The organism is Kitasatospora sp. NPDC051702 (genome assembly GCF_040681575.1).
Lineage (GTDB): Bacteria > Actinomycetota > Actinomycetes > Streptomycetales > Streptomycetaceae > Kitasatospora.
In genome coordinates, this window is sequence record NZ_JBFAZB010000024.1 from 74,545 (window position 1) to 87,322 (window position 12,778).

Here is a 12,778-nt window from a genome sequence, read left to right on the forward strand (position 1 = left end):
GCCTGGCGCTCTATTCCGGACGGGGTCCGGTGCCTTTCGGGGTGCCGGGCCCTTTCCGTTTTCCGGGGTGGATCAGGACGGCTGGCGGTCGGAGCCGAGTTCGCGGGAGATCCGCAGGCCGGCCTGGGCGACGACCGGGCCGAGGGCCCGGACCCGGGCGGCGGTCATGCGGGAGGTCAGGCCGGAGACGGACAGGGCCGCGGTCACCTCGCCGGTGTGGTCGAAGATCGGTGCGGCCACGCAGCGGACCTCGGGTTCGTTCTCGCGGTCGTCGATGGAGTAGCCGCGGGCGCGGATCCGGGCGAGGTCGGCCCGTAGGCGGGGCTCGTCGGAGATGGTCCAGGCCGTGACGGGGCGCAGCCCGGCGGCGACGACCTCGGTGACGGCCTCGTCGGGGAGCCAGGCGAGGATGGCCTTTCCGGTGGCGGTGCAGTAGGCGGGGGCCCGGCTGCCGACGCGCGAGGCCATCCGGACGTTGGTCTCGTCCTCGACCTTGTCGAGGTAGACGATCCCCGGGGCCTGCCAGACGGTCAGGTGGACGGTCTCCCCGGCCTCGCGCTGGAGCCGGCGCAGGTGTTCGGCGGCGACGCTGCGCAGGTCGAGGGTGGACAGATAGGCCTGGCCGAGGCGCAGTGAGCCGTGGCCGAGGCGGAACCAGCCGGTCTCGCGGTCGCGGTCGAGGAGGTGTTCGTCGAGCAGCGGGCCGGCGAGCCGGAGCACGGTGCTCTTGTTGAGGTCGAGGGCCTCGGCGAGCTGGGCGAGCGGGACGCCGCGTCCGTCGCCGTGGTCGCGGACGTGGCCGAGGACGGCGAGTGCCCGGCGCAGCGAGGACGACTGGTTGCGCTCGGTCGTGGCCTTCCGGCCGGCACCGGCACCGGTGCCCGCGGGCTGGTCGGTCGCGGCCCCGGGGCCCGTCTCCGTCATGGGTCCGTCCCTCGTCTCGTGCTGCCGGTGGTCCCGCGCCCTGCGGCGGCGGTGGTCAGAACGTACCCGTTCGAGTCGGCTCCGCCGCTTCTTCGACACAACGTTGTGCAGTGCAAAACTTCCCGAACCGCCTCTTGTTGGCGCCGATCGCCCGCGCCTAACGTCCCTGCCATCGAGCAGGCGGGCCGTCCCACCCGAACGGTCCGCGTTGCCGCACCCTCACACCGGCCTGCCCGGGACGCCGTCGCGTGCGTCCGGGCCGGCCACCACCCACACCCACCATCGGCCCCGGTCAGGGCCCGCTTCGACGTACCCGTCCCCAACGGCGCGCGTCTCGGCGGCAACTGTCGGGAGGGGAGGTCCTCACCCATGCGACTCATCGGACGGAGTGCCGCGGCCGTCGTCCTCGCCGCCGGCTGCCTCGCCGCGACGGCCTGCGCTCCGGGCACCGCGGCACCGGCCGTGGACCGGGCCGGCGACGACCGGACGGGCACCCTCCAGGTCTGGCTGTACAACGAGGCCGGCAACGCCGCCAAGGAGGCGGTGATCGCCAAGGCGGTCGGCGAGTTCCAGGCCTCCCACCAGGGCGTCACCGTCCGGGTCGGCTACATCGACACCGACGCCTCGGCCCGCGCGGCCAAGATGAAGGGCGCCTTCAACGACCCCAACAGCGCCCCCGACCTGGTGGAGTTCGGCAACACCGACCTCCCCGGCTACGTCGCCGCGGGCGGTCTCGCCGACATCGGCGCCGACCTGGACGCCTGGCCGGACAAGGGCGACCTGGACCCGGCGATCGCCAGGACCGCCGTCGTGGACGGCAGGACCTACGGGCTGCCCTGGTGGGTCGGCGTCCGCGCCCTCTACTACCGCAGCGACCTGTTCACCGAGGCCGGGCTCGCCCCGCCGGCCTCGTACGCCGACCTCGTCGCGGCCACCCGGAGCATCCACGCGGCGCACCCCGACACCTTCGGCATCGCCGTCGGCGGCAAGTACACCTTCGGCGCGCTGCCGTTCGTCTGGGACGCGGGCGGCGACATCGCGGCCAAGGACGGCACGGCCTACAAGGCGGCCATCGACTCGCCGGCCTCGCAGGCCGGAATCAAGCGCTACACCGACCTCTTCGGTGCCGACGGCTGCCCCGCCCAGCAGTGCGCCGACCTCACCGGCGGCAAGACCGTGGACCTGTTCGCGGCCGGCAAGTCGGCGATGGCGATCCTGCCCAACTCCAGCCGCAGCAAGGTCGACGCGGGCGCGGTGAAGGGGAAGTACGGCGTGGTGCCGCTGCCGGGGGAGAAGGCCGGTTCGATCGCGCCGGCCTTCGCGGGCGGCAACAACCTCGGCGTGATGAAGGCGGCCAAGCACCGCACCCTCGCGGTGGAGTTCGCCCGGCTGCTGGCCGGCCCCGCGTACCAGGAGCAGATGTACGACGCGATGGGCAACCTGCCGACGCTCAGGTCCGTCAGTGCCAGGGTCGCGGCCAAGGACGCCTTCCTGAAGCCGTTCACCGACACCATCGCGGCGGGCACCAGGTTCGTGCCGCTGGACCAGGCCTGGGCGCAGATCGACGCCCAGTCGGTGATCCCGACCATGCTGCAACAGGTCGTCACCGGCAAGGCGGACGTGGCCAAGGCGTCCGGTGACGCGGCGGGCCGGATCACCTCCGCCTTCGCCGCGCACTGACCCCGCCCCGGCCCGTGGAAGAGAGCAGGTCCCGCACGTGTCCGTCCCCACCACGACCGCCCCGGCGGCGCCGCCCTCCCCGGGCAGTCGCCGCGGGGGCCCGGCGCCGGCCGCACCCCCGGGCGGCCGGCGCCGCCGAACCCCGCTGCTGCTGCTCCTGCCGGCCGCGGTCGTCCTGGTACCGCTGGTCGCCTATCCGATCTACCAGTTGGGCCTATTGTCCGTGCTGGACTTCGGGCAGGCGCAGGCCTCCGGCGGGGCCCCGACGTCCTTCGTCGGCCTCGGCAACTACACGAGGATCCTCCAGGACGGCCAGTTCTGGTCGGTGCTGCTGCAGACGGTCGGCTTCGCCGCGTTCTGCGTGCTCGCCACCCTGGCCGTCGGCGCCGCGCTGGCCGTGCTGCTGACCAGGGTCGGCCGCTGGCCCCGGCTGGTGCTGACCACCGCCGCGACGGCGGCCTGGGCGGCGCCGGCGATGACCGGGTCGACGGTCTGGAGCTTCCTGTTCGACACCAACCTCGGCCTGGTCAACCACACCCTGGTGCGACTCGGGCTGACCGGCTTCCACGAGTTCAACTGGTTCTACGACAAGTGGACGGCGTTCCTGATCGTCGGTGCCGTCGTGGTGTGGCACTCCTTCCCCTTCGTGATGGTCACCCTCTACGCGGGGATCCGCGCGATCCCGGAGGAGATCCTCGAGGCCGCCGCGCTGGATGGCGCCAACACCTGGACGACCTTCCGGCGGATCACGGCACCGATGCTGCGGCCGATCCTGACGATCGTGGTGATCCAGTCGGTGATCTGGGACTTCAAGGTCTTCACCCAGATCTACGTGATGACCGAGGGCGGGGGCATCGCCGGCCAGAACCTCGTGCTGAACGTGTACGCGTACCAGAAGGCGTTCGCCTCCTCGCAGTACGGGCTGGGCGCGGCGATCGGCGTGATCATGCTGCTGGTCCTGGTGATCCCGACGGTCCTCTACATCCGCACCCTCCGACGGACGGGGAACGACCTGTGAACTCCCGCAGCCGGTGGCGCCTCGCCGCCGACACCAGTGCGCTCGTGCTGGCGGCGGCCACCGCCTTCCCGGTCTTCTGGATGGTGCTCTCCGCCTTCAAGCCCAAGGGCGAGGTGCAGTCGCTGGACCCGAAGCCGTGGACGGCCCACCCCACGCTGGAGAGCTTCCGCCAGGTGCTCAGCGTGGACGGCTTCGGCCGGTACTTCGTGAACAGCCTGGTCGTCGCGCTGTCGGTGGTGGTGCTCTCGGCGGTCGTGGTGTTCCTCGCCGCGGTGGCCGTGACCAGGTTCAGGTTCCGGTTCCGCACCACCGTGATGGTGATGTTCCTGATCGCCCAGATGATCCCGGTCGAGGCGCTGACCATCCCGCTGTTCTTCATGTTCCGCGACGCCGGGCGGTTCGCCCCGGGGGTCGGGCTGAACACCCTGGCCTCGCTGGTCCTGGTGCAGTTGGCGTTCTCGCTGCCGTTCGGCATCTGGATGATGCGCGGATTCGTCGCCGCGGTGCCGGTGTCCATCGAGGAGGCCGCGCAGATCGACGGCGCCAGCCGCACCCGCATCCTGTGGCGGATCCTGCTGCCCCTGGTGGCGCCGGGCCTCGCGGCGACCAGCGTGTTCTCCTTCATCGCGGCGTGGAACGACTTCGTGTTCGCGAAGACCTTCATCATCAGCGCCACCGAGAACCAGACCCTGCCCTCCGCCCTGCTGGTCTTCTTCAAGCCGGACGAGAACGACTGGGGCGGCATCATGGCGGCGTCCACCCTGATGACCGTCCCGGTGCTGGTGTTCTTCGTCGCCGTCCAGCGCAAGCTGGTCTCCGGGCTCGCGGGCGCGGTGAAGGACTGACCGCGGCCGCCCCTCCGGCGGCGCCGGCGGGCCCGGGCCCGCTCCTTCGGACCCAGCCGGCTCAGGCGGCCGCCGCGGACTCGCCGGGCGGGACGCCGATCAGCGTGAACAGGGCGCCGGCGTCGTCCCGGACCAGAGCCGCGCGGCCGAACGGCGTCGGCCCGGGGCCGGTCAGCACGGTGCCGCCCAGGGCCCGGACCAGGGCGGCCGCGCGGTCGGCGTCGGCCGTCGCGAAGTGGGTCAGCCAGGCGGGGGCGCCCGTCCCGGCGGGGCCGATGCCGCCGGCCGGGCGGCCGTCCACGCGGAAGACGGTGGAGCCGGCGGCCGGCCGGTCGTAGCCGTAGCCGAAGACACGGCGGTAGAAGTCCCGGGCGGTGTCCGGCGCGGGGGACCGGTGCTCGTTCCAGGCGAACGCGCCGGGCTCGTCGACCAGGCCCGCGCCGTCGATCGCGCCGGCCCGCCAGAGGCCGAAGACCGCTCCGAGCGGGTCGACGGCGAGGGCGGCGTGCCCCTGGTCGGGGACCTCGTACGGCTCGCGGACGATCCGGCCGCCCGCGGCCCGGACCAGGGCGGCCGTGTGCGGGAGGTCGGCGCAGGCGAGGTAGGTCGTCCACCCGGCGTCCGGGGCGCCGGACGCCGCGGCGGCTTCCGGCTCCCCCGCCCCCTCCGGTGTCCCTGCCGTGGGTGCCGTGATCGCGGCGACCTGCGCGCCGTACCGGGTGGCGACGGCCTCCGCGGGGCCGGTCGGCACGAACCCCCAGTCGAACAGCGCGCCGTAGAACCGCTGTGCCCTCGGCAGGTCCGGCGTCGTCAGCACGACCCAGCACGGGACGCCCTCGTGGTACCTGCCGGCCTTCGGCATGCGGCCTCCTCCGTGCCGGGCGCCCCACTGGCCAGCGTCCGCGTCCGGCCGGGCGGCGGCAACCGGTGGGTTCCAGCGGCTGCCGCGGAGCCGACCGCGCCCCGCAGGTCGGGTCCGCGGGTCAGGCCACCCCGTGCGGCCGGAACTGGACGCTGATCCGCGGGCCCACCGGTCGGGCCGTCTTCGGGACAGCGTGCTCCCAGGTGCGCTGGCAGGAGCCGCCCATCACCACCAGGTCCCCGTGGCCGAGCGGGTGCCGGACCACCGGGCCGCCCCCGGCCCGGGGCCGCAGCAGCAGCGCGCGCGGCTCGCCGACGGAGAGGATCGCCACCATGGTGTCCTCGCGGGCGCCGCGCCCGATCCGGTCGCCGTGCCAGGCGACGCTGTCCCGGCCGTCCCGGTAGTAGCAGAGGCCGAGGGTGCGGAAGGGCTCGCCGAGCTCCTGCGCGTAGTGCCGGCTCAGCGCCGTCCGGGCCCGGCCGAGCACGGGGTGCGGGGGCTCGGCGTCCGCCGGGTAGGAGGCGAGCAGCCGGGGGACGTCGACCGTCCGCTCGTACATCTCGCGCCGTTCGGCCCGCCACGGCACGGTCGCGGCCAGGTGTTCGAACAGCAGGTCGGCGCCGTGCAGCCAGCCGGGCAGCACGTCCAGCCAGGCCCCGTCGCCGAGCGCGGTGCGGCGCAGCCCGGTGAGCGCCCCGAGGCGGACCTCGCCGTCGTCGCCGGCGTCGTCGAACAGCGAGGGCTGGAGGTGGACGGTGCTGTGCATGGGGTCAGCGTACGCCCGGATTCGAACGAGTGCGCGAATAGTGGTCTGCGCGACGTGCGCCCGCGCCCGCCGGTTAGGCTTCGGAGGTGCCGGGCCGGTCGCCGTCCACGGGCTCCCGGGAGGCGTCGGCGACCCCCGCGACGACGGCCCGCCCCCTCGCAGCCCCGCCCCACGGATGGAGAGACGATGAGCAAGCCCAGGAGGACGGCGGCGCAGCCGTCCGCCGCGTACGGCGCCGACGGCCACGACATGATCCGCGTGCACGGGGCCCGGGTGAACAACCTCAAGGACGTCAGCGTCGAGATCCCCAAGCGCCGGCTGACGGTGTTCACCGGGGTCTCCGGCTCGGGCAAGAGCTCCCTGGCCTTCGACACCATCGCCGCCGAGTCCCAGCGGCTGATCAACGAGACCTACAGCGCCTTCGTCCAGGGCTTCATGCCGACGCTGGCCCGCCCCGAGGTGGACGTCCTGGAGGGCCTGACCACCGCGATCATCGTCGACCAGCAGCGGATGGGGGCGGACCCGCGCTCCACCGTCGGCACCGCCACCGACGCCAACGCCATGCTGCGGATCCTGTTCAGCCGGCTCGGCGAGCCGCACATCGGCTCGCCCCAGGCGTTCTCCTTCAACGTCCCCTCGGTCAGCGGCGCCGGCGGGATCACCGTGGAACGCTCCGGGCAGACCGTCAGGGAGAAGCGCAGCTTCAGCATCACCGGCGGCATGTGCCCGCGCTGCGAGGGCCGCGGCCGGATCTCCGACATCGACCTCACCCAGCTCTTCGACGACACCAAGTCGATCTCCGAGGGCGCCATCACGATCCCCGGCTGGAAGACCGACAGCTGGTGGACGGTCGGCGTCTACGCCAACTCCGGCTTCCTCGACCCGGACAAGCCGATCCGCCGGTACACCAAGAAGGAGATGCACGACTTCCTCCACCGCGAGCCCACCAAGGTCAAGGTCAACGGCGTCAACCTCACCTACGAGGGCCTGATCCCCAAGCTCCAGAAGTCGATGCTCTCCAAGGACCGCGAGGCCCTGCAGCCGCACATCCGCGCCTTCGTCGACCGCGCCGTCACCTTCACCGCCTGCCCCGACTGCGACGGCACCCGGCTCAGCGCGGCCGCCCGCTCCTCCAAGGTCGGCGGGATCAGCATCGCCGACGCCTGCGCGATGCAGATCAGCGACCTCGCCGACTGGGTCCGCGACCTCGCGGAGCCGTCGGTCGCACCGCTGCTCGGCACCCTGCGGCACACCCTCGACTCCTTCGTGGAGATCGGGCTCGGCTACCTCTCGCTCGACCGGCCCTCCGGCACGCTCTCCGGCGGCGAGGCGCAGCGCGTCAAGATGATCCGCCACCTCGGCTCCGCGCTCACGGACGTCACGTACGTCTTCGACGAGCCCACCACCGGCCTGCACCCGCACGACATCCAGCGGATGAACGAACTCCTGCTGCGCCTGCGGGAGAAGGGCAACACGGTGCTCGTCGTCGAGCACAAGCCGGAGACCATCGCGATCGCCGACCACGTCGTCGACCTGGGCCCCGGAGCCGGCACGGCGGGCGGCGACGTCTGCTTCGAGGGCACCGTCGACGGGCTGCGGGCCAGCGGTACCGTCACCGGCCGGCACTTCGACGACCGGGCGGCCGTCAAGCCGGCGGTGCGCACGCCGACCGGCGCCCTGGAGATCCGCGGCGCGACGGCGAACAACCTGCGGGACGTCGACGTGGACGTCCCGCTCGGCGTGCTGTGCGTGGTCACCGGCGTGGCCGGCTCCGGCAAGAGCTCGCTGATCCACGGCTCGGTCTCGCGCGGGGAAGGCGTGGTGGCCGTCGACCAGTCGCCGATCAAGGGCTCGCGGCGCAGCAACCCGGCCACCTACACCGGGCTGCTCGACCCGATCCGCAAGGCCTTCGCCAAGGCCAACGGCGTCAAGCCGGCCCTGTTCAGCGCCAACTCCGAGGGCGCCTGCCCCACCTGCAACGGCGCCGGCGTGACCTACACCGACCTGGCGATGATGGCCGGCATCGCCAGCACCTGCGTCGAGTGCGAGGGCAAGCGGTTCCAGGCCTCGGTGCTGGAGTACCGCTTCGGCGGCCGCGACATCAGCGAGGTGCTCGCGATGCCGGTGTCCGAGGCCGAGGCGTTCTTCGGGGAGGGCGAGGCGCGCACCCCGGCCGCCCACCGCATCCTCGGCCACCTCGCCGACGTCGGACTCGGCTACGTCAGCCTCGGGCAGCCGCTCACCACGCTCTCCGGCGGCGAGCGGCAGCGGCTCAAGCTGGCCACCCACATGGCCGAGAAGGGCGGCGTCTACGTCCTCGACGAGCCGACCACCGGGCTGCACCTCGCCGACGTCGAGCAGCTGCTCGGCCTGCTGGACCGGTTGGTGGACTCCGGCAAGTCGGTGATCGTCATCGAGCACCACCAGGCCGTGATGGCGCACGCCGACTGGATCATCGACCTCGGACCCGGCGCCGGCCACGAGGGCGGTCGAGTCGTCTTCGAGGGCACCCCGGCCGACCTGGTCGCCGCCCGTTCCACGCTCACCGGCGAGCACCTCGCCGCCTACGTCGGCGGCTGACGGCCCGACGGCCCGTCCGGTGGGTCCGTACGCCCGGCAGGGCCCGCCGGACCTGCGGGACAGGCCCTAGCCTGCTGCCATGGCGATCCACGGTTTCGGGCCCACCGAGTTCCAGCTCGTGCTGCTGCGGCGGATGGCCGACTTCAACCCCGACCTGGTCGAGGCGGCCGTGCGGCGGCTGGGGGCGAGCAGGCCGGCGATGCGGGAGGCGAACAAGCGCTGGCAGGCGATGCTCCGCTCGCCCCGGTCCCCGCGCGGTGCCGACCGCTGCGCCGCCGTGCTCGGCCCGCCGGAGGCGACGGTGCCGCGCCGGATCGGGGACCTCGCCTGCACCGCGCGGCAGTGGCCGCTGCCGCTCTGGCCCGACCTGCGCTTCGAGAGCCTGGTCGGGCCGGCGGACGCGGGCCGGCCGCTGCTGAACGAGTGGCTGGTCCGGGCCCCGGGTGCTCCGGCACCGCGCCCGGCGACGCTCGCCGACCTGACCCCGTGGAGCTGCGTGGTGGCCGACCTGGGCGCGGCGTTCCCGCCCGCCCGGCCGCGGGAGGGCAGTGCGCCGACCCGCTTCCGGCTCGACTTCACGGCGCCGGACGCGGACGGCCGGGCCCGCTCCTGCACCGCCGACTTCACCTGGGGCCTGCTCCAGGAGGTGCGTCCCGCCGGACCGTAGGGTCCCGCCGGACCGGCCCCTAGGGTCTGTCTTCGAACCCGCGTCTGCGGGGCGGCGGCAGACCCTATGCGCTCCCGGCCCCGTGCACCGTGCGGCCGCCGATCACGGTGCGGTCGGGCCGGAGCTCGCGCAGCTCGTCGACCGGGCAGCTCAGCGGATCGACCGGCCAGAGCGTCAGGTCGGCGAGCGCGCCCGGGCGCAGGCTGCCGCGGTCGGCGCTCTCGCCGACCAGACGGGCCGCGTGGACGGTGTGCAGCGCGACGGCCTCGGCCCGGTCGATGGCGTGCTCGGGACCGACCACCCCCGCCGTGGTCCGGCGGGTGGTCATGCCCCACACCGAGATCATCGCGCCGTACGGGCCGACCGGGAAGTCCGAGCCGGCGGCGAGCAGCGCGCCCTCGTCGAGCCACTCGCGCAGCGGGAAGATCCCGGCGGTCCGCTCCTCGCCCCAGGCCCGCTGCTGGGCGAGCGCGCCGTCGTGCAGCAGCGGGTGCTGGACGGTCACCGGGACGCCGAGCGCGATCGCCCGGGCCCGCTGGTCGGCCCGGGCCAGTCCGCCGTGCTCGACCACCAGGGTGCCGGGCGGCAGGCTGGGGCGGTGCTTCAGCACCTCCTCGAAGACGTCCAGCAGGGTGCGCAGGCCGCGGTCGCCCCAGGCGTGCACGCCGACCCGCCAACCGCGCCCGACCACCCGGTCGACGGCCGCGACCAGCTCGGCCGGTTCCCAGAGCAGGCGGCCGTGGTAGCAGGGCTGCCCCTGGTAGGGCTCCTCCAGCGCGCCGGCCTCGAAACCGCCGTCGATGCCGAACTTGACGCCCCACAGCCGGAGCAGGTCGTCGTCCCGGCCCTCGGCGCGCCAGGCGTCCATCCGGTCCAGCAGGCCGTCGACCTGCTCCGGGGTGCGGGTGGCGAAGCCGGAGACCAGGGCGCGGACGCGGACGGCGAGCGCGTCGGCCGCGCGGGCGGCGTCCAGCACCGGGAGGTCCTCGACGGGGACGAGGCAGTCCCGGACGGTGCCGATGCCGGTGGCGGCGTAGTCGGCGGAGGCGGCGCGCAGGCCGTCGATCCGTTCGGCGAGCGCGGGCCGCGGCAGGACGCGCTCGACCAGCTCGACGGCCTTGTTGACCAGGCGTCCGGTCAGCCGTCCGTGCGCGTCGCGTTCGATCACCCCGCCGGGCGGGGCGGGGGTGGCGGCGGTGATCCCGGCCAGCCGCAGCGCGGCCGAGTTGAGCACCATGTTGTAGGCGCCGCGGCGGACCAGGACGGGGTGGTCGGCGGTGGCTCCGTCGAGCTCCTCGGTGGTGGGCATCCGCTGCTCGGCCAACTGCACCTCCTGCCAGTTGACGGTGGTGTGGATCCACTGCCCGGCGGGGGTGCGGGCGGCCCGTTCGCGGATCAGGCCGAGGAACCCGGCGAGGTCCCGGGCCCGGTGGACGGGGACGCCGTGGACGCTGTGACCGGCCAGGACGAGGTGGGTGTGGGTGTCGTCGAAGGCGGGCAGCACGGTCGCGCCGGGGGCGTCGAGGACCCGGGTGGCCGGTCCGACCAGGGCGTCCAGGCCGTGCGGCTCGGGGGACAGGGCGGTGATCCGGGTGCCGGTGACGGCGAGTGCGCGCTGCGGCGCTTCGCCGGGGACGAGGGTGTGCACGGTGGCGGCACGGACCAGGAGGTCGGCGGGTTCGGGGGCGGGCATCACGGCTCCTGGTGGGGTGGGGTGCCGGTGGGCAGGCCGGTGACCTTCTCGACGTGGCGCAGCGCGGGCCCGGCGAGCTGGGCGTGCAGCTCGGTGAAGACGGCCCGGGCGGCCACCGCGTTCCAGTCGTCGGGCAGCAGCGGTTCGGGCAGGCCGGGGTCGAGGTAAGGGAGCCGGCGCCACTGGGTGAGCATCGGCACGTAGGCGCGGAACGCCTCGACCGGGTCGGTCCGGGGCCGGGGCCGCAGTTCGGCGGCGACCGGGCGCCACGCGTCGTCGAAGGCCGCGTACTGCGCCTCGATGGCGGGGAAGTCCCACCAGCCGGCCACCGCGGTGCGCAGGTCGGCGAAGCCGGCGTACTCGGCGGAGAGGAACAGGTGGACGTAGGGGCTCAGGCCGAGGCGTTCGAGCAGGCGCCGGGCGTCCGGCAGCAGCCGGGCGGGGGCGAGCCAGACGCCGGGGGCGGCGTTGCCGAAGCCGAGCCAGCTCAGCCGGGAGCGCAGCTGGTGGCGGTGGGCCCGTTCGGACTCCGGGACGGAGAAGACGGCCACCACCCAGCCGTCGCCGAGTTCGGCGGGCTCCAGGCTGTGGAAGATCCGGCGGTCGCCCTCCTCGAACACCGGGGCCATCGCCGGGGCGAGCCGGTAGCCGGTGCCGCCGCGGCGTTCCTGGAGCAGGGTGCCGGCCTTCTTGAGCCGGGAGATCGCCGAGCGGACGGCGGGGCCGTCGACGTCGAGCTCGGCCATCAGCGCGATCAGGTCGGCGATCGATATCCAGCCGCCGAGGCGGCGGACGAACTCGCCGTAGACGGTGTGGATCAGCGAGCTGGGCCGGGACGTGCTCTCCGCCATGGTGGGCCTCCTCCCCGGCAGCTCGTGTGATCATAGCGGCGGCCGACGGCGGTCAGGCCTGCGCGTGGGCGCCGGAGAGCAGCTGCCCGGCGCCCGGGGCGAAGGCCGGCAGGCCGAGGGCGCGGAGCAGCTGGTGGACGGTGCAGATCGCCGCCGAGACGACCGGTTTGCCGAGCTGCTGCTCGGCCTCCTCGACGGCGGCCAGCGAGGGCATCTGCACGCAGGCGGAGAGGACCACCGCGTCGGCCCCGGCGTGGTCGAGCCGTTTGGCGATGCCGGGCAGCCGCGCGGGGTCGTGGGCGGCCACGTCGAGGTTGTCGGGGATCTCCAGGGCCGCGTGGTCGAGCACCTCGACGCCCTCGTGCCCCAGGTAGTCGACCACGGTCCGGGCCAGCGGCTTCAGGTACGGGGTGACCAGGACGACCCTGCGGGCGCCGAGCACGCGCAGCCCGGCGACCAGGGCGCCGGCGCTGGTGACCACCGGGGCGGGGGCGCCGTTGTCGGCGGTGCGCCGGTGCAGCCGCTGCTCGGCCTCGCGGTGGTAGCCGGGCCCGGCGGCCATCACGGCGACCAGGCAGGCGTAGCCGAGCACGTCGACCCGGGCGTCGGAGAGCTCGGTGGCGCAGCGGTCCGACTCGGCGTCCATGGCGCGCAGCTGCTCGGGGGTGACCCTGGTCATCCGCATCCGGCTGGAGTGGAAGGTGAACCGCTCGGGCGCGACCGCCTCGCGGGCCCGCAGCAGGGCGGGGACCTCGGTCTCCATGGTGACGTTGGAGCTGGGGACGATCTGGCCGATCCGGTAGGTGGTCACGGGGGTGCTCCTCTCGGCGTGCGTCGGAGTGTGCGGTGCGCGTGCGCGGAATGCGACGGGCGGTAGGCGGTGGGCGGCAAA

The 12,778-nt window shown here is 74.1% G+C and carries 11 protein-coding genes; 5 read left to right on the top strand and 6 right to left on the bottom strand.

The window, feature by feature from the left end; genetic code table 11:
* Positions 1 to 72 precede the first annotated feature (72 nt).
* Entirely contained in the window at positions 73 to 924 is an 852-nt protein-coding gene (locus AB0N04_RS20880; RefSeq protein WP_360211436.1) for an IclR family transcriptional regulator, read from the bottom strand.
* Positions 925 to 1,293: 369 nt separating this feature from the next.
* On the opposite strand from AB0N04_RS20880, the gene AB0N04_RS20885 reads away from it, so the two are divergent.
* From AB0N04_RS20885 to AB0N04_RS20895, 3 genes are read left to right on the top strand one after another with little or no spacing between them, the layout of a single operon-like run.
* Positions 1,294 to 2,604: an extracellular solute-binding protein gene (locus AB0N04_RS20885; RefSeq protein ID WP_360211434.1), complete on the top strand. Its 1,311-nt coding sequence runs from the start codon at positions 1,294 to 1,296 to the stop codon at positions 2,602 to 2,604.
* Positions 2,605 to 2,641: 37 nt separating this feature from the next.
* Entirely contained in the window at positions 2,642 to 3,622 is a 981-nt protein-coding gene (locus AB0N04_RS20890; protein WP_360211432.1) for a sugar ABC transporter permease, read from the top strand.
* Positions 3,619 to 4,467: a carbohydrate ABC transporter permease gene (locus AB0N04_RS20895; RefSeq protein WP_360211430.1), complete on the top strand. Its 849-nt coding sequence runs from the start codon at positions 3,619 to 3,621 to the stop codon at positions 4,465 to 4,467. The genes AB0N04_RS20890 and AB0N04_RS20895 overlap by 4 nt, the downstream gene beginning before the upstream one ends.
* A gap of 61 nt (positions 4,468 to 4,528) precedes the next feature.
* Here AB0N04_RS20895 and AB0N04_RS20900 read toward each other — a convergent pair whose 3' ends face one another.
* Together AB0N04_RS20900 and AB0N04_RS20905 are read right to left on the bottom strand one after the other, a co-directional pair.
* Positions 4,529 to 5,329, bottom strand: a complete 801-nt coding sequence (locus AB0N04_RS20900) for a VOC family protein (protein ID WP_360211428.1) — start codon at positions 5,327 to 5,329, stop codon at positions 4,529 to 4,531.
* Positions 5,330 to 5,450: 121 nt separating this feature from the next.
* Positions 5,451 to 6,095: an alpha-ketoglutarate-dependent dioxygenase AlkB gene (locus AB0N04_RS20905; protein WP_360211426.1), complete on the bottom strand. Its 645-nt coding sequence runs from the start codon at positions 6,093 to 6,095 to the stop codon at positions 5,451 to 5,453.
* Between the two features lie 186 nt (positions 6,096 to 6,281).
* Between AB0N04_RS20905 and AB0N04_RS20910 the strand changes: the two genes are divergently transcribed.
* Together AB0N04_RS20910 and AB0N04_RS20915 are read left to right on the top strand one after the other, a co-directional pair.
* Positions 6,282 to 8,675 carry an excinuclease ABC subunit UvrA gene (locus tag AB0N04_RS20910; RefSeq protein WP_360211424.1) on the top strand — a complete coding sequence of 798 codons (2,394 nt, stop codon included), beginning with the start codon at positions 6,282 to 6,284 and terminating at the stop codon, positions 8,673 to 8,675.
* 79 nt (positions 8,676 to 8,754) lie between these two features.
* Complete coding sequence (locus AB0N04_RS20915; protein ID WP_360211422.1) at positions 8,755 to 9,342, top strand: hypothetical protein; 588 nt, start codon at positions 8,755 to 8,757, stop codon at positions 9,340 to 9,342.
* 64 nt (positions 9,343 to 9,406) lie between these two features.
* Here AB0N04_RS20915 and AB0N04_RS20920 read toward each other — a convergent pair whose 3' ends face one another.
* The 3 genes from AB0N04_RS20920 to AB0N04_RS20930 are packed head-to-tail and all read right to left on the bottom strand — an operon-like array spanning position 9,407 to position 12,697.
* Complete coding sequence (locus tag AB0N04_RS20920) at positions 9,407 to 11,035, bottom strand: amidohydrolase (protein WP_360211420.1); 1,629 nt, start codon at positions 11,033 to 11,035, stop codon at positions 9,407 to 9,409.
* Complete coding sequence (locus AB0N04_RS20925; RefSeq protein ID WP_360211418.1) at positions 11,035 to 11,886, bottom strand: PaaX family transcriptional regulator C-terminal domain-containing protein; 852 nt, start codon at positions 11,884 to 11,886, stop codon at positions 11,035 to 11,037. Before AB0N04_RS20925 ends, AB0N04_RS20920 begins: the two co-directional genes overlap by 1 nt.
* Before the next feature lie 52 nt (positions 11,887 to 11,938).
* Positions 11,939 to 12,697 carry an Asp/Glu racemase gene (locus AB0N04_RS20930; RefSeq protein WP_360211416.1) on the bottom strand — a complete coding sequence of 253 codons (759 nt, stop codon included), beginning with the start codon at positions 12,695 to 12,697 and terminating at the stop codon, positions 11,939 to 11,941.
* Between the last annotated feature and the right edge of the window lie 81 nt (positions 12,698 to 12,778).

What these genes read in the sequence shown, in the direction of transcription:
- AB0N04_RS20880 (WP_360211436.1), bottom strand. Translation starts at nt 924, where the DNA reads ATGACGGAGACGGGCCCCGGGGCCGCGACCGACCAGCCCGCGGGCACC.
- AB0N04_RS20885 (WP_360211434.1), top strand. Translation starts at nt 1,294, where the DNA reads ATGCGACTCATCGGACGGAGTGCCGCGGCCGTCGTCCTCGCCGCCGGC.
- AB0N04_RS20900 (WP_360211428.1), bottom strand. Translation starts at nt 5,329, where the DNA reads ATGCCGAAGGCCGGCAGGTACCACGAGGGCGTCCCGTGCTGGGTCGTG.
- AB0N04_RS20905 (WP_360211426.1), bottom strand. Translation starts at nt 6,095, where the DNA reads ATGCACAGCACCGTCCACCTCCAGCCCTCGCTGTTCGACGACGCCGGC.
- AB0N04_RS20910 (WP_360211424.1), top strand. Translation starts at nt 6,282, where the DNA reads ATGAGCAAGCCCAGGAGGACGGCGGCGCAGCCGTCCGCCGCGTACGGC.
- AB0N04_RS20915 (WP_360211422.1), top strand. Translation starts at nt 8,755, where the DNA reads ATGGCGATCCACGGTTTCGGGCCCACCGAGTTCCAGCTCGTGCTGCTG.
- AB0N04_RS20920 (WP_360211420.1), bottom strand. Translation starts at nt 11,035, where the DNA reads ATGCCCGCCCCCGAACCCGCCGACCTCCTGGTCCGTGCCGCCACCGTG.
- AB0N04_RS20925 (WP_360211418.1), bottom strand. Translation starts at nt 11,886, where the DNA reads ATGGCGGAGAGCACGTCCCGGCCCAGCTCGCTGATCCACACCGTCTAC.